The following is a 16,055-nucleotide window of genomic DNA, read 5'->3' on the forward strand; positions in this document are numbered from 1 at the left end:
CAGTCCATAGTGGGGTGGAGAACATGAAATCAAAAGCATCGGTTAAAAATCTATATTCCTATTATCTCGTATTACCTGCGTTACTCATTTACACGATCTTTTTTGTCATCCCGGCGTTTACGGGCTTTTATTATTCCTTTACCGATTGGCGGCTGGATCGCCTGACGATCAAATTCATCGGATGGGAGAACTTCCAAAAGATCTTCTCCGATAAAACGCTGCTCCTCGCACTCAAAAATACCCTGATCTTCGCCGTCGTCACCGTGGTCGGGAAAAACCTGATCGGGATCGCCCTAGCGGTGGCACTCAATATGCGGCTCAAGACGCGGAACTTGCTGCGGGCAATTTTTTATTCCCCGTCCATCCTGAGTATCCTGGTCATCGGGATCGTGTTTACACCGATCTTGCGCACGGAAGGCGCGATCAACCGGATGTTCGATGCGGTTGGGCTGCACGCGTTAAGCCAAGCTTGGCTCACCAATCCGCATCTCGTCATTTGGACCATTGCCGTCATCTCGATCTGGCAGCATGCCGGCTTTCAGATGGCGATTTACTTGGCTGGACTGCAATCCATTTCCCAGGATTATTACGAGGCGGCCACCATCGACGGGGCCGGCTCCTGGAAAAAGTTCACGAATATCACGCTGCCGCTCCTGCTGCCAGCGATTAATATTAACCTCATGCTCACGCTGATCGGCGGTCTGAAGGTCTTCTCAGAGGTCTTCGTCTTGACAGGCGGAGGGCCGGGCAATGCTTCTCAAGTTGTCGGTACGATCATCTTGCGGTCCTTCGGCGAAGGAAGCTGGGGGCTGGGTACCGCCATCAATACGCTGTTGTTCGTGGCTGTCACGATCATTGCCATCCCGCTGCTCATCTTCATGCGGCGTAGGGAGGTCACCGAATAATGGGATTTACACGCAAACTCGCCATTCGTAACTATATTGTCGAAGGCCTTCTGCTGCTGGCTTCATTGCTGATTCTTTTGCCGGTGTTAATCATGATCTTTGGTTCCTTTAAGACCAGCGCCGAAGTGCTGGACTTCTCGCTTAAACTGCCCGAAAAGTGGATGTTCTCCAACTACGTGCGCGTTTTTGAAGAAGGCGGGCTCGCCCGGGCGTTCTGGAACAGCGTGTTGATTACCGGCATTTCCTCGATCATCAACATCGTGGCTTCCTCGGCCGCCTCCTTTATTCTGGCGCGGCGCGAGACGAAACTCGCCAATACGCTGTACATGTATTTCTTTATGGGCCTGATCGCCCCGATGTCGACGATCACGACCATCCGGATCGTGCAGGCGCTGGGCTTCTATGGCAGCATCACCAGCGTTATTCTGATCTACGCTTCGCTGAACACCGCCTTTAGCGTGTTTCTGTACAGCGGGTTCATTAAGACGATCCCAAAAGCGCTCGATGAAGTGGCGTTCCTGGAAGGCGCCAACGTGCTTGGCGTATTCTTCCGGATCGTTACGCCGCTCATCCTCCCGGTCAACGCTACCGTTGCGATCATGGTGTTCATGTCGGTGTGGAACGACATCACGATTCCGCTGTACTTCCTAACCGACAGCTCGACCTGGACGATGCCGCTGTCGATCTACAATTTCTACGGCAAGTACAGCCGGGAGTGGAACCTGATCTTCGCCAACCTCGTGCTGACTTCGCTTCCGGTATTCATTCTCTATCTGTTCGGCCAAAAATACATCGTCAGCGGCCTCACGGCCGGCGCGGTGAAGGGCTGATCGTCACTTTTGAAGCGAGCCAGGGAAGGAATTCCGGGCTCGCTTTTTGTACTTACTGTAACGGACCGAAATGACGTTATTTCTCTATTTCCCGACCATTTCCCGATTTAACGGACACTCCAGCCCTTATTTGCCGCAACACGATGGTGTAGGACAGAGATTTGCCCCAATAACGTCATCTCAGTCCGTTAGAACCCGATTCCCCACGGATCAGGGGAAATAAAGGCACTGGAGTCCACTAGATCGACTGCTCCCGCCCCATTACTGCCACCGTTCTGGTTTAGCCTTACGCCTCACCCTGCGGCATCCATATCCGGTAGTTCCCGCTCAGCGCCAACAGCGCAAACAAATACAGACAATTGTCGTAATAGCGGCGCTTGCCGGTGCGGACCGGGGTGTTCCAGAACAGCTCAACGCATGCTTTGGCTTGGGGGCCTTCGGCCGCCAGCGAAGCCATCGCGTTGGTTGCCAGCAACCCAACCGGATGCAAAGCCGGTTCCTCAAACGGCTCCCCCGAGATCGTGTAGCGGCGATAATCCTCCGGTTCTTTATCAGCGAAAAACGCCTGAATCTTGCCCACAGTCTCCCGCTGCCAAGGATCGGCGGCAAACCATTCCCAGTCCAGGCCAAGATTTGCCGCAACCCGATACGCATCGCTAAAGAAGTGGCCGTACCCCCGCTCATTATTCGGCGTTCCATCATAATATGCATACTCCGGCGCAAGGCCGGTGACCGGGTGGCACGCAAGGTGCAAATATTGCCGGCTCGCCTCGGCCGCCTCCTTCCAGAACGAACGGTCCTCTGGATAAGCCCACAGCGCAAACAGTTCATAGAAATGAGGAAGATGGTAGGAAGGATCGGAAAACTCACAGTTCGGAACAAATTTGATCAGCTTGTTGTCCGGATTCCACATCGGATAACCTGTTCCGTCTTCCCCCTTATGCAGGCAGGTTCGCAATAAGTCCCGAGCCTGGGTGCCGTAGTCGAATGGCGACTCCCGGTCGCCCCAGCGATGGGACGCGAACAGCAGCGCCAGTGCAAAATATTCCTCCCCGTCCGGCGCCGGCCCGTTCGATAGACGCTTGCCGTCCGGCGCACAGGACCAGGCAAAGTACCCGGCGTTATCCCCTTCAGTCAGGTACATATAGGTTTTCGCCCATTTCCAAAGCCGGTCGAACACATCCTGGCGGTCGTACTGAACGGCCATCATCATCCCGTAGGACATTCCCTCCGTCCGCACGTCCAGATTGCCGGTATCCAACATATAGCCCATATCCTCGCCGGAAGGGTAATAGATACGCGTCTCCTCGTCTCCTTCAAATAACTGCTTCCACGTTTCATCCAACCGGCGCTGAATCGCCTCTTCCCCATAACCGTATTCGGCCAACAAGTTCCGGTACGTTCCCGTATAGTAAGCCCCTTGACGCTCCATCATCCCTTCGCCTCCTCCTCGAGTACAGCTGGTTTTGTCGTGATTTCAACGTTAAGGTAACACGCTCCCCCGCACAATTCCATGTGCATTTCGCGCTTATATTTATCCAAATCGAGCCATCATGAAAAAAAAGCCGCACAGTCAAGGTCGGATCAACTCCTCCCATTACTGTGCGGTTCGATTAGGATAACAAGGGAATCCGATCGCGGTAACGAGCGATCAACTGTCGGTTTCGCTCATCAGCCCCGTCGATATTTTCGCTTAAGAATACGGAAGGCTCATAGCCCTGATCGATCATCATCACGATCGCCTCAGCAAAGATGCCGTTCAGAACGGCAGCCCCGATCACCGTTGACGTCGGCGCAAACGGATCCGGCACTCCCGGATAGGACAGCACGGCGTCGCCCTTCACAGCATAATTATCGATGGCCAAGTCGACGGCCTCGTATAAATGCTTCCCGCTGACATGCCGAGACAGTTGGCTCTGCGAATACTGGAGCGAGGTGATGCCAATCGGCCCCCTTCCGAACAATTCCCCAAGCTCTTCGGCGATTTGCGTCGCCGCCTTGAACTGGAGCGTTTCCCGTAAGGCCGCCTTCTCCTCTTCATCCAACTGAACCGTGTGACCTTGCTTCATGCGGTTGGCGGACAACCAGATGCGCAGGGTCAAATGCATAATCGTCTCGTCCGTCCATTCCATGCCAATCCGCTGCTCCGTGGAGACGATTATCCGGTATACGGAGGCCAGCTCCTCTTCCCGGAACGCTGAAAAGTGACGCCGGAATAAATCCGCGTGGATGAGGCCGTCGATGGTGGGAGACGAAGGATTCCAGTCGGCATACAGCAGTTGCTCGAACAAGAAGCGTGACAGGGCGGCCCTAATGTCTTTCTCATTCCCCTGAATAAAATAGCCCTGTTTTCTGTCGAACTGGATGCTCAGCGCGTAAGCTTCATTGCTGCGGCTGCATGGATTGGGCCATGCTCGGAAGCTGGGATCGCGAGGATTCGGGGAGCAAGAAGCCCCGGCTGCGCACATACTGCACGGGAGCTAGCCCGCCTTGGCGAAGCCAGTGATTGATTTTGTCCATATCATAGTAAATCGTCCGCTTTGAGACATGAAAGACGTCCATCAATTCCTGCACCTAAAATTGGATCAAGGGGTATTCCTACCTCAACCGCGCAATTGTTGTATTTTCGATGTTTGCAAATTTATACGGAAGGAAACATGCGGCGTGCATCGATTTCCTCTTGCTAACCAGCGGTTTCCATACTACCATACAAGTATGGTAGATTAACTGCATCAAAGAAGAGCATGAACAAGAACAAGATTGAACTAGAACAACTGCTAGAGCAAGGCCCCGGCCTAAAGGAGGTGAAAGGATGAGCGACAAATGGCTAACACAGACGGGATCGGCGGGCAACGCGGTATATGCCAAGCTGAAGGAGCAGATCGTCACGCTAGAGCTGCCTCCAGGGACAACGCTATCTGAAAAAGAGATGTCTCTAGCCTTTCAGGTGAGCCGCACCCCGGTTCGGGAGAGCTTCGTGCGGCTGGCGCAGGAAGGGCTGGTGGTCGTCCTGCCGCAGCGCGGCACGCGGGTATCGCTGATCGACCCCGAGCTCGTGGAGGAAGCGCGGTTTATGCGGGAACAGCTGGAGCGCGCCGTGATCCGGCTCGCCTGCGAACAGTTCCCGGAAGCGTTGCTGACCCAGCTGGCCGACAACTTGGCCCGCCAACAGGACAGCATCCGCCGGCACGACAACCATGCGATGTTTGCGCTGGACGAGGAGTTCCACCGCATTCTGTTCGCCGGCTGCCGCAAGCTGGGCACCTGGGACGTCATCCAACAGATGAACGCCCATCTGAACCGGACGCGGGTGCTGTGGCTGACGACCGATCCGCATTGGGAAAATCTTTACGAGCAGCATCAAGCCATGTACGATGCGATGGTTGCCCGCGACGCCCATCGGGCCGACCGGCTGATGATGGAGCATTTGCAGCTCAGCATCTCCAATTTACCGGTGTTGCAGGAGCGGTATCCGGACTATTTTAAGCAAAGTTAAAAAAAAACATCTCTACCCCAAATAACAAGATAGGCGGTGAAGGTAAAGTATGCGTATGACATTTCGTTGGTTCGGCGAAGGCAACGACACGGTCACGCTGGATCAGATCAAGCAAATCCCCGGAGTCGAGGGCCTCGTGTGGTCGCTGCACGACGTCCCTGCCGGAGAAGAATGGCCCATGGACAAAATCGAAGAGGTGAAGCGGCAAGCGGACCGCTACGGGTTTCACCTCGATGTTGTGGAAAGCGTCAACGTGCATGAGGACATCAAGCTGGGCTTGCCATCGCGCGACCAGTATATCGAAAACTACAAACGGACGATCGAGAAAGTAGCCAAGGTGGGCGTCAAGGTGATCTGCTACAACTTCATGCCAATCTTCGACTGGCTGCGGACGGATTTGCATAAGCCGGGGGCGGACGGTTCGACGGCGTTATTTTATGAAAAAGCCCGCATTCACAATATCGACCCGTTTGAGCTGGTGAAGGTCATCAACCAAAACAGCGCGCTGACGATGCCCGGCTGGGAGCCGGAGCGGCTGGAGCATTTGACCTCCCTGTTTGAGGCGTACCGGGGCGTCACAGAAGAGGATTTGTGGCGGAACCTGGAGTATTTCCTGAAGGAAATCGTTCCGGTGGCTGAGCAGCATGGAATCAAGATGGCTATTCATCCGGACGATCCGCCGTGGTCGATCTTTGGGTTGCCGCGCATCATCACGAATCAGGAAAACCTGCGCCGCTTCCTGAAGCTCGTCGATAGTCCATCCAACGGAATTACCTTGTGCAGCGGATCGCTTGGGGCGAATCCGGACAACGATATCATCGCTATGATCCATGAATTCCATGACCGGATTCCGTTCGCCCATATCCGCAACGTGCGCGTGTTTGATAACGGCGATTTTATGGAGACGTCGCATCGGACCCAGGACGGCACCGTCGATATTGCCGGCATTGTGAAAGCGTATTATGACACCGGTTTCACGGGGTATGCCCGTCCCGATCACGGCCGCCACATTTGGGGCGAAGAATGCCGACCGGGGTACGGCCTGTATGACCGGGCGCTCGGCATCATGTATCTGTGGGGCTTGTGGGACGCCTATGCCAAGCAAGCCGGCCAATTGAACTAATCCAGGATCATCCTTTATTTATGGTGAAAAAAGGAGTGAAGCAACCGATGAGCAACTTGCCAGTACATCCTGCATTGGCCGGCAAAACGGCCGTCATTACCGGCGGCGCCGGGGTGTTATGCCGGGCGATGGCCCGTGAGCTGGGCCGCCAGGGGGCGAAGGTGGCGATCTTGAACCGCACGCTCGCCAAAGCCGAAGCCGTGGTGGATCAAATTCGCACCGACGGCGGCGTGGCTGCGGCATTTGCCTGCGACGTGACGGATGTCGAGAGCGTGAAGACGGCGGAGGCCGCGGTGCGGGAGCTATTTGGCCCGTGCGATATCCTCGTCAACGGAGCCGGCGGCAACAATGCCAGCGCCAATACGACAAATGAGATTTTTCGGCCGGAAGATGTCACGAATCCAGAGGTCACCAGCTTTTTTGACCTGAGCATCCCCGGCGTGCACGGCGTCCTGGATTTAAACTTCATGGGGACGTTGATCCCGACACAAATCTTCGCCAAAGACATGATCGGGCGCCCCGGCGCTACGATCATCAACATCTCCTCCATGAGCTCGTACAGCCCAATGACGAAGGTTCCTGCCTACAGCGCGGCAAAAGCGGCGATCAACAACCTGACGCAGTGGCTGGCCGTGCATCTGGCGGAATCCGGCATTCGCGTGAACTCGATTGCCCCGGGATTTTTCCTGACTGAGCAGAATCGCAGCTTGTTGACGAACCCGGACGGGTCGTTAACTGAACGCTCGAACAAAATCATCACCCATACCCCGATGCGCCGATTCGGCGTGCCGGAGGATTTGCTGGGTACGCTGCTGTGGCTGGCAGATGCTGAAACGTCCGGATTTGTGACCGGAACGGTGATTCCCGTCGACGGCGGATTCATGGCTTATTCGGGTGTTTAAAAGGTACGCGGGACTCGATGAAGAAGGAGATGGGTTAGAAAATGGCTGACTTTCAAGTGATCAACGAGCTTCCCGTCCGGGACAAAGCGATTGCCTTCACGTTCGACGACGGCCCCAATCCGCTGTACACCCCGCAAGTCTTGGAGATCTTCCGGGAGGTGCAGGGCAAGGCAACTTTCTTTATGATCGGCACGCAGATGGGAAAAAGCCCGGAAACCGCCAAGGCCGTCCACGAGCAAGGCCATGAGATCGGCAACCACACGTACACGCACCCGCACCTGCCCGATCTCAGCCCGGAGGAATGCCGCCGGGAACTGCAGTTGACGGAGGAGCTGATCCAGCAGGTCACTGGCGCGAAACCGAAGGTCTTCCGCCCGCCTTACCTCGCCACCTCCGAGGAGGTGGCCGCCATCACCGCCGGTGAGTTCGGCTATCCCGCGATTGGGGCGGTGAATGGCGCGGCGATGGACTGGGAGATGCCCGGCGTGGCGCACATTGTGGAGAAGACGCGGGAGCAGGTCCGCCCAGGCAGCATCCTGCTGTTCCACGACGGCTTCGACGACCGTTCCCAAACCGTGGAAGCCGTGCGCATCCTGGCTGCCGAACTAACGGCCGCCGGATACCGGCTGGTGACGGTCAGCGAGCTGCTGACGTTAAGCAGAGCTGCGTTGGAATAAGGCAAAAGGCCAAAAGGAACCTCACGAATGAGGCGGTCTTTTTGGCCTTTTTTCTGTTCGGATGTATAACGAAATGTAAAAGTGCAGGCGAATCTTGTCGAATGTACCTTGTATCGGTGGATGAAATGCAAAAGTACAGTTCATTTAACCGCCTAGGGCCCATTTTTCTTCAAAACCCGCTTACTCAACTGCATTTTTACACTTAATCTCGCAGAAAAGCCGATTTTCCTCAAAATGAACTGCACTTTTGCAGTTAGTCTATAAGCAAGGGATAGTGGGGCGGTAGTAAGTTAGCAACCACCCATGACCTCCCTCGCTTCACGACCCGTAGTACACCTCCGCCTGATGCTCAAACAACTGCAGCTGCTCGCGGACGCGCACCACCTCGCCGACGACGATCAGCGCCGGATTGCTCAGCTTCACGGCGGCGGCCAGCTTGTGCATGTCGTCCAAGGTACAAGTGAACGTGCGCTGCCGGCAGGTCGTGCCGCGTTCGATCAACGCCACCGGCGTTGAAGCCGACTTGCCATGGCGGAGCAACTCCTCGCGGATGGCGCCGATTTGGCTGACGCCCATGTAGATCGCCAGCGTGTCGACGCTATGCGCCAGCAGGTCCCAGCGGATCGGCGTCTGATCGCCGTGGCAGCGGCTGCCGGTCACACAGGCGAACGAGGCGGCCGCCCCGCGATGCGTCAGCGGCACGCCGGCGGAAGCCGCCGCGCCCAGCGCTGATGTGATGCCGGGAATCACCTCATAGGGGATTCCCGCAGCGGCCAGCGCCAGCGCCTCCTCCCCGCCGCGCCCGAAGACGAACGGGTCGCCGCCCTTCAGGCGCACGACCCGCTTCCCGTCCATGGCGTAGCGGATCAGCCAGCGCTCGATTTCCTCCTGCGGCATCGCGTGGCGTCCCGGCGCCTTGCCGACGTACACCAGCTCCGCGAACGGCCCGGCGTATGCCAGCAGCTCTTCACTGACGAGGCGGTCATACAACACGACCTCGGCTTCCCGCAGCCGGTTCATCGCCTTGACCGTGATCAACTCGGGGTCGCCGGGTCCCGCTCCGATAATACTTACCATCCCGGGGTGCTTCATAGGCGTTCCCCTGCCACGGACAACGCGCGGCCATCCGGCTCAGCCATTTCCGTTCCTGCAACCTGCGCGGCTACTCCGCGCCGCAAGCTGCCTTTTTGCGCCACATACAGCATCAAACCGGTGAACACGACGCCGCCCAGGAAGTTGCCGATCAAGACAGGAATTTGGTTCCACAGCCACCAGTCGGCCATACTGACGTCCGCTCCCAGCATCATGCCAGCCGGGATGACGAACATATTCACGACCGCATGCTCGAACCCTTGTGCAAAAAAGATCAGGATCGGCAACCACATCGCTGCGATTTTGCCTGCCGTCGACTTCGAGGTCATCGCCATCACCACGCCCAGCGTAACCATCCAGTTACACAGAACAGCCTTGATGGTGACCAGCGCGAGACCGCTGCCGCCCATCTGCTTGTAAGCCAGCGTCTTCGCTTCGCTCGTCTGGATCAACATCTGCACAAGCGGGTGGGACAGGTCCGTGCCCATTTTCGTAATCGTCAGCCCATAGAGAACAGCATACACAGCACAGCCGATGAGATGCCCGAGGATCACCCATCCAAAGCTGGACAACATCCGCCCCGGCGAAGCCTGCCGTTCCATCACAGCCAGCGGGATCAAGGCGAAGCTGCCAGTGACAAGCTCCAGGCCCAACAGGACGATCATCACAAAGCCAACCGGGAAAATCACCGCCCCCACGATCCCCAGCGAGGTCTGTTGCGTCGCGGTAAACGCCAAGGTGGTGGCGAACGCCAGGATCGCTCCGCCCAAAAATCCTTTGACCAGCAACTGCAGAATGCTGAGGTTGGCTTTATTTTTCCCGGTCTCAATCATGCTCCCTAGTACTTCTCCTGGTTTGACGTAATCCATGGTTCGTCCACTCCTTTATTCGCACTGCGATTCTCTATACGCTCTATACGCCCTATACGCTACAGTGAAATATATATAGCTCCGGTCGCTTCATCCACTTCGATCTCATAGACCGTGACCTCCCCATGGTCGGGCTCTTGGACACGTCCGCTCCGCAGATTGATCTTCCAATCGTGCAGGGGACAGTGCACGGCTGAACCGCACACCATCCCTTCTGACAACTTGCCGCCTTTGTGCGGACAGCGGTTTTCAATGGCGTGAACACTGCCGTCGCTGAGGCGGAAAATCGCAACCTCCTTCCCCTCAACAAACACCGTACGTGAACCAAGCCGATCAATGTCGTCCAACCGTGCCACTTGAATTTTAGTTATCATGGTATCTGCCCCCCAAAAAAGATCACGAATTTTGCAGTTGTACGTCTTGCAGCGGTTCGAAGTTTTTACGCAGCTCCTGGTTTTCAATAATTTCTTTCCACGGGTCTGTCGTCCGGCTTAAGGTGTCTTGAATCCGCTCAGCCAGTGCTTTCCGTTCATCGGCTTGCTCCAACACTGCCTTGATGGCGTCCAATCCTACCCGCTCAACCCACTGCGCTGTCCGTTCGTTCCAGCTGGCTTGCTCACGGTAATGCTGCAAGAACGCTGCGGTCCATTCGACCACTTCATCTTCGGTCTTCACTACGCAGAGCAAATCTGCCGCCCGAACCTTCACACCGCCGTTACCGCCCACATAGATCTCCCAACCGCCGTCGATAGCCACAACGCCAAGGTCCTTAATCGTGGCTTCGGCGCAGTTCCGCGGGCAACCCGATACCGCCAGTTTAACCTTGCCGGGGGTGTTCAGGCGTTCAAACGTTTTTTCCAGCTGAATGCCCATGCTAATGGAATCTTGGGTCCCGAACCGGCAGAACGTGGAGCCGACGCAGGTCTTCACCGTCCGCAGCGCCTTGCCGTACGCATGACCGGACGGCATATCGAGCTCCTCCCACATTTTCGGCAAATCTTCCTTCTTTACGCCCAGCAGGTCAAGCCGCTGTCCGCCGGTGAACTTCACCATCGGCACTTGGTATTTCTCGGCAACCGCCGCAATTCGCTTGAGTTCAGCCGGTGAGGTTACACCGCCGTAAATCCGAGGCACCACAGAGAACGTTCCGTCCTTTTGAATGTTGGCATGGTAACGTTCGTTGGCGAAGCGGGATTCTTTCTCATCCACATACTCAGCCGGCCACAGCATCCCCAGGTAGTAGTTCAACGCCGGGCGGCACTTCGAGCAGCCCTCCGGCTCGCGCCATTCCAGCACGTTCATCACCTCGTGCACACTCTTGAGCCCCATCTCCTTGATGCTGGCGACAATTTCGTCACGGCCCAGCGGCGTACAGCCGCAGATGCCTTCCTTCACCGCTTTGACATCGCCTTCTGCATATAGATGCAGCAGTCCCTCGACCAGCGGTTTGCAGCCGCCGCAGGAGCCGGACGCCTTCGTGCACGCTTTGATCTCGCCGACGCTGGAGCAGCCGCCCTTCACCGCTTCGACGATGGTGCCTTTGGTGACGCCGTTACAGCCGCAGATGATTTCGTCGTCCGCCATTGCGGCCAACCGGGCATTCGGGGACGAGGCCCCTGCCCCGGCTTGACCCGGAGTAAACCCAAGCAGCAGCTCCTTCTCTTTCCCGGCTACGGATTCTCCGCTTTTGATCTTAGCAAATAACGATGGGCCGTCCGTTGTGTCGCCGAACAGTACCGCGCCGATGAGCCGATCGTCTTGCAGGACGATTTTACGGTACGTGCCCTCCAGTTCGTCTTGAATGCGCAGCGAGCGCGTGCCTGGCGCATCATTGAAATATCCCGCAGAAAAAACATCTACTCCCGACACCTTCAGCTTCGTCGAAGTGACGGATCCTTCGTACGCGGCGGTTTCGACACCAGCCAGCCGCTTGGCCAATACACTGCCTTGCTCATAGAGCGGGGCCACCAGCCCGTAGGCGATGCCGCGATGCTCAGCGCATTCCCCAACGGCATAAACCCCCGGTGCGCTGGTTTCAAGATAATCGTTGACGATAATGCCTCGCGCCACATTAAGGCCTGCCTCTTTTGCCAATTCAATGTTTGGTTTGATGCCGACGGCCATCACAACGAGGTCCGCTTCCAACCGGCTTCCGTCTGCAAATTCCAGCCCCTCGGCCCGCCGTCCGCCGTAAATGCTGGCTGTTTGCTTTTGCATGAGGAACTTCATGCCTTGCGCTTCCAGCTCATGTTGCAGCATCCGCGATGCCGGCTCGTCGAGCTGACGCTCCATCAAGTAAGGATGGATATGCACGACGGTGACGTCCATGCCGAGATTAAGCAACCCGCGGGCCGCTTCCAGGCCTAAGAGACCGCCGCCGATCACCGCAGCTTTTTTATGTTTGCGGGAGGCCTCCATCATCAGCTCGCAGTCCTTGATATTGCGGAACCCGATGACGCCATCCTTGCGTGCCCCGGGAATCGGTAAGATAAATGGATTGGAGCCCGTGGCCAAAATCAATGCGTCGTATTCTGCTTCTACCCCGGAGGCCGATACGACCTTGCGCTTATCGGTATCGAGCCGAACAACCTCATCGCCCAGATAGAGGTTGATGTGATTTTCCTCGTACCAGGCCAAATCGTTAATTACAATCTCCTTCATGTCTGCCCCGCCAGCCAACACCGAAGACAGCATAATCCGATTGTAGTTCGGATACGGCTCTGCACCGAAGACCGTAATCTCGTACGCCTCCGGAGCCAGCTTCAGCACATGCTCCACCGTGCGGATTCCCGCCATCCCGTTACCGACCAGCACCATCTTTTTCTTTTGGTTCATCTCCATCTCCCCTTTTCCCAAATTACCAAGAAAACACAAAAAGCCTGCTTCGCCCCTAGAGACACGCAGCTACACCACGTGATTTCTACGGATTGCGAAGACAGGCTCCATTGCCGCTTCTAGCGGGCACCCCATTGTACCCAGCATGATTACGATCGAATTTTTGAATAAACAAATTTGAATCAAGTGTTGAGTTGACATTAACTATAAAGGAGGTTGGAGGTTATGTCAATATACATTACATAAAATTGTGTGATTAAAATTTTTATGTCAGTTTTCATTACATTTGTATTGATTTTTCAGAAAAAAGGCGAGAAAATACATTTATCCTTTAAAATTTGAAATGTGATGTAAGGTTTTCTTTCCTCGCTGCAATTTCGCAGTTGCAGTTGTTGAAGTTATTCGTGTATCTCGATCCTTTATGACTTTAAAGCTAAACACCGCTTGGATTATGAAACAGATCGTTATGGATAGGAGGGATCCCTCTCGATGCGCTTCTTATTGGTCATTCGCGAAGCCGGTTTACCCGGGACTGCCTCGACAGATCCCCTGAAGTCTTTGCCCTTGGCTGATCCCGAAACCTTCCTCAAAACGAGCGGGTATCAAGTCTTCGCCTCCTGTCAGGAGCCGCAAATTCGCAAACGGATCAAGGAGGTTGACGCTGCGGTGCTGGATATGCCGCTTGAGGGGATGCAGCGCTGGGGCAACATGCTGCTCAAGTGGAAGCCCCTCCCGCTCCTCTGGTGGTGTAGCCCCGAGACGGCAAGCTCCTCATTGGAGGCATGTGAGACAGAGGTCCCCGTTGACGGCCTGCTCTCCCCGTCCATGACGGCATCGGAGCTGCATTGGGCGCTGCATTTCAGCGCTAGGCATTTTTTTGAGAGGCAAACCTGGCAGAATGAACGGGCGCAATTGGTCTCCCGGCTGGAGGAACGGAAGTGGATCGACATGGCCAAGAGTATCTTGTGCGACGTGAACAAAGTGTCCGAAGCCGAGGCTTACGACATGCTGCGCAAGCGGGCGATGAATGAACGGAAACGGATGGTGGATGTGGCGACTTCGGTCGTCAAAGCCCATCAGCAATTAAAATTTTGAACCGATCTTACAAACAAAGGGGGGCTCCCGATGACGATGACAGAAATCCTGAAGGAAGTAGGACGAGGCAAAAGAGGCGCCCGCGACTTGACCTATGAGGAAGCAACCGAAGCCGCCGAATTGATGATCAGCGGCCAAGCGACTCCGGCGCAGATTGGCGCCTTCTTTATGGCACAGCGGATCAAGCTGGAGAGCGTGGCGGAACTGAAAGCATTTGTGACCGTCTTTCGCAAACATGCCCGTCGCTCGCCGATTCCTCAGGGACTCGACTGTGCCGGACCTTATGACGGCCGCACCACCTCCTTTATGGCGACGTTTGCCACCTCCTTTCTGCTGGCTTCAGGAGGTTTACCCGTCACGCTGCACGGCACCCCGTCGCTCCCGCCCAAGTGGGGCGTGACCCTGACCGATCTGCTTGACGAGTTGGGCGTGGACAGCCGCTTGATGGAGTGGGCGCCGGCAGCCCGCCCGGCAGACTTCTCCGGCGTCCGGTTCGTGCCGTCTGAGGTCTGGTGCCCGCCGCTGGAGAAGCTTCGTCCGATCCGCGAAGAGCTGGGTCTGCGGACGATCTTGAATACGATCGAGAAGCTGCTGGACTTCAGCGATTCGCCTTATTTGGTGTATGGTGTATACCATAATACTGTGTTCGACCGGATGGCCCAGCTCATCGAGCAGCTGGATTACCGGAAAGCGTTGATCGTCCAAGGGGCACAAGGCTCAGAGGACCTGTTTATCGATCGGCCGACCCGCACCTATGTGGTGGGCAACGGTGAAGCGAAGCTGAACATTATCGATCCGGAAACGTACGGGCTGGACACCCCGCTGCCCGAAGAAGACGATACCGCCTGGAACGCAGCCAAACAGCTGCACGTTACCGAACAGGTGCTGCAAGGGCAAGCGCACCCGGCTTACGTAAACCAGGTGCTGCTGAACGGAGCGGTTCGCCTGGAGCTCGCCGGGCGCGTCGATTCGATCGAAGAGGGCATTTACACCTGCAAGGCCCTTCTGGACGACGGCAGTCCATGGGCGACTTACTGCAGTTGGCGCGACACGCTGCGCTTGGAGCAATCGGCCGCCGCAGAACGCGCAAAAGCCCCCCATCAAGCCTGATTTCAAGGCGAATGATGGGAGGCTTTCTCGAATCATTCACCTTATTCCCGGGAATCACGCCAATTTGATGGCCACGCTCGGTGAATAAGGGGATTTCGCTTTAATACGCCCCGCGGATATGCTGCGCAACTTCGTTTTGGTAGAAGTTGGCCAGCCGCTCTAACTCTTCCTTGCTGAAGGAAGGCACGTCGATCGCGCCGAGGTTGTCCTCGACCTGACGCACGTTGCGGAAGCCGGGGATCACGCAGGAGACTTGCGGCTGGTCCAGAATCCAGCGCATCGCCGCGCGGGCCATGTCCCCGCGGCCTTCCGCGATCCAGCTGAGCTGCGCTGCCAGCTCGACACCTTTGACGAACGGCAAGCCTGCAAACGTCTCACCGACGTTGAACTGCTCACCGTTCGCGTTAAAGTTGCGGTGATCGTCGGCAGCAAACGTCGTGTCCGGCGTGAATTTGCCGGTCAGCAGGCCGCTGGCCAGCGGAAGCCGCACAAGGATGCCCACGCCGGCTTCCTGCGCCTTCGGCAGCAACTCTGCGAGCGGCTTTTGGCGGAACAGGTTCAGGATGACCTGCAGCGCCTTAACCCCCGGCACCCCCAGGCAGAACAACCCTTCCTCCACCGTCTCTACGCTCACGCCGTAGTGGCGGATTTTTCCCTCCGCCTGCAGCTTGTCCAACACTTCAAATACCCGGCCGTCCTTCAACACGGACAACGGCGGGCAATGAATCTGATACAGATCGATACGCTCGCGCTCCAACCGTTTTAAGCTGGCTTCGCAATAAGCCCGCACCCGCGCTTCGGAATACGTCTCCAGATCATGAATATCGCCAGCGCGGCAAAATTTTGTCGCGATATAGATCTCGTCTTCCTTCCCTTTGGTCGCTTTGGCAAGCAGACGCTCCGCATGTCCGTCGCCATAAACGTCCGCCGTATCGAAGAAATTGACACCTTCTCCAATCGCTTTATCCAAGCCCTTCAGGGCCTCGTCATCATTCGTGTTGCCCCAGCTTCCGCCGATGGCCCAAGTGCCAAAGCTCACCTCGCTGACTTGAAGACCCGTGTTACCAAGCTCCCGATATTTCATCGATTCTCCTCCTAAGGTTCGATAGGTCTAATCCGAA

General features: G+C 56.2%; 16 protein-coding genes. 8 read left to right on the forward strand and 8 right to left on the reverse strand.

The annotated features are described in order from the left end of the window. The first annotated feature begins 23 nt into the window (after positions 1 to 23). Together ACL02P_RS16410 and ACL02P_RS16415 are read left to right on the forward strand one after the other, a co-directional pair. Positions 24 to 905: a carbohydrate ABC transporter permease gene (locus tag ACL02P_RS16410; RefSeq protein WP_412837726.1), complete on the forward strand. Its 882-nt coding sequence runs from the start codon at positions 24 to 26 to the stop codon at positions 903 to 905. Next, positions 905 to 1,735, forward strand: coding sequence for a carbohydrate ABC transporter permease (locus ACL02P_RS16415; RefSeq protein ID WP_009223597.1), 831 nt, complete (start codon positions 905 to 907; stop codon positions 1,733 to 1,735). Before ACL02P_RS16410 ends, ACL02P_RS16415 begins: the two co-directional genes overlap by 1 nt. A 286-nt stretch (positions 1,736 to 2,021) precedes the next feature. On the opposite strand, the gene ACL02P_RS16420 is transcribed toward ACL02P_RS16415, so the two are convergent. The 3 genes from ACL02P_RS16420 to ACL02P_RS16430 all read right to left on the reverse strand — a co-directional run bounded on the left by ACL02P_RS16420 (position 2,022) and on the right by ACL02P_RS16430 (position 4,297). Then, the gene (locus ACL02P_RS16420; protein WP_323078090.1) at positions 2,022 to 3,170 is read right to left on the reverse strand and encodes a glycosyl hydrolase family 8; all 1,149 of its coding nucleotides are present in this window, start codon (positions 3,168 to 3,170) and stop codon (positions 2,022 to 2,024) included. Positions 3,171 to 3,348: 178 nt separating this feature from the next. Next, the gene (locus ACL02P_RS16425; protein ID WP_412837727.1) at positions 3,349 to 4,026 is read right to left on the reverse strand and encodes a hypothetical protein; all 678 of its coding nucleotides are present in this window, start codon (positions 4,024 to 4,026) and stop codon (positions 3,349 to 3,351) included. A gap of 91 nt (positions 4,027 to 4,117) precedes the next feature. Next, on the reverse strand, positions 4,118 to 4,297 hold the full coding sequence (locus ACL02P_RS16430) for a hypothetical protein (protein ID WP_260070198.1): 180 nt from the start codon (positions 4,295 to 4,297) through the stop codon (positions 4,118 to 4,120). A 250-nt stretch (positions 4,298 to 4,547) separates the two neighbouring features. Between ACL02P_RS16430 and ACL02P_RS16435 the strand changes: the two genes are divergently transcribed. The 4 genes from ACL02P_RS16435 to ACL02P_RS16450 are packed head-to-tail and all read left to right on the forward strand — an operon-like array spanning position 4,548 to position 7,933. After that, positions 4,548 to 5,231 carry a GntR family transcriptional regulator gene (locus ACL02P_RS16435; RefSeq protein WP_260070197.1) on the forward strand — a complete coding sequence of 228 codons (684 nt, stop codon included), beginning with the start codon at positions 4,548 to 4,550 and terminating at the stop codon, positions 5,229 to 5,231. A 49-nt stretch (positions 5,232 to 5,280) separates the two neighbouring features. Then, positions 5,281 to 6,354 carry a mannonate dehydratase gene (gene uxuA, locus ACL02P_RS16440; protein WP_260070196.1) on the forward strand — a complete coding sequence of 358 codons (1,074 nt, stop codon included), beginning with the start codon at positions 5,281 to 5,283 and terminating at the stop codon, positions 6,352 to 6,354. 47 nt (positions 6,355 to 6,401) lie between these two features. Further along, positions 6,402 to 7,256 carry an SDR family oxidoreductase gene (locus ACL02P_RS16445; RefSeq protein ID WP_260070195.1) on the forward strand — a complete coding sequence of 285 codons (855 nt, stop codon included), beginning with the start codon at positions 6,402 to 6,404 and terminating at the stop codon, positions 7,254 to 7,256. Between the two features lie 41 nt (positions 7,257 to 7,297). After that, a complete protein-coding gene (locus ACL02P_RS16450; RefSeq protein ID WP_412837728.1) occupies positions 7,298 to 7,933 on the forward strand; it encodes a polysaccharide deacetylase family protein in 636 nt (211 codons plus the stop codon). A gap of 318 nt (positions 7,934 to 8,251) precedes the next feature. Here ACL02P_RS16450 and cobA read toward each other — a convergent pair whose 3' ends face one another. The 4 genes from cobA to nirB are packed head-to-tail and all read right to left on the reverse strand — an operon-like array spanning position 8,252 to position 12,729. Next, complete coding sequence (gene cobA / locus ACL02P_RS16455; protein WP_127575225.1) at positions 8,252 to 9,025, reverse strand: uroporphyrinogen-III C-methyltransferase; 774 nt, start codon at positions 9,023 to 9,025, stop codon at positions 8,252 to 8,254. Continuing rightward, positions 9,022 to 9,894 carry a formate/nitrite transporter family protein gene (locus ACL02P_RS16460; protein WP_028540337.1) on the reverse strand — a complete coding sequence of 291 codons (873 nt, stop codon included), beginning with the start codon at positions 9,892 to 9,894 and terminating at the stop codon, positions 9,022 to 9,024. Before ACL02P_RS16460 ends, cobA begins: the two co-directional genes overlap by 4 nt. A gap of 59 nt (positions 9,895 to 9,953) precedes the next feature. Beyond that, entirely contained in the window at positions 9,954 to 10,268 is a 315-nt protein-coding gene (gene nirD, locus ACL02P_RS16465; RefSeq protein WP_009223582.1) for a nitrite reductase small subunit NirD, read from the reverse strand. A gap of 22 nt (positions 10,269 to 10,290) precedes the next feature. Then, the gene (nirB, locus tag ACL02P_RS16470; protein ID WP_036644158.1) at positions 10,291 to 12,729 is read right to left on the reverse strand and encodes a nitrite reductase large subunit NirB; all 2,439 of its coding nucleotides are present in this window, start codon (positions 12,727 to 12,729) and stop codon (positions 10,291 to 10,293) included. A 489-nt stretch (positions 12,730 to 13,218) separates the two neighbouring features. Here nirB and ACL02P_RS16475 point away from each other — a divergent pair, with 489 nt between their 5' ends. Both ACL02P_RS16475 and ACL02P_RS16480 read left to right on the forward strand, forming a co-directional pair. Continuing rightward, on the forward strand, positions 13,219 to 13,824 hold the full coding sequence (locus ACL02P_RS16475) for an ANTAR domain-containing protein (protein WP_316011086.1): 606 nt from the start codon (positions 13,219 to 13,221) through the stop codon (positions 13,822 to 13,824). A 30-nt stretch (positions 13,825 to 13,854) separates the two neighbouring features. Then, the gene (locus ACL02P_RS16480; RefSeq protein ID WP_009223579.1) at positions 13,855 to 14,934 is read left to right on the forward strand and encodes an anthranilate phosphoribosyltransferase; all 1,080 of its coding nucleotides are present in this window, start codon (positions 13,855 to 13,857) and stop codon (positions 14,932 to 14,934) included. Positions 14,935 to 15,034: 100 nt separating this feature from the next. Here the strand turns inward: ACL02P_RS16480 and ACL02P_RS16485 are convergent, their stop codons facing one another. Then, positions 15,035 to 16,018: an aldo/keto reductase gene (locus ACL02P_RS16485; protein WP_339300609.1), complete on the reverse strand. Its 984-nt coding sequence runs from the start codon at positions 16,016 to 16,018 to the stop codon at positions 15,035 to 15,037. Positions 16,019 to 16,055: the final 37 nt, after the last annotated feature.

The organism is Paenibacillus sp. MB22_1 (assembly GCF_047200555.1).
GTDB lineage: Bacteria > Bacillota > Bacilli > Paenibacillales > Paenibacillaceae > Fontibacillus > Fontibacillus phoenicis.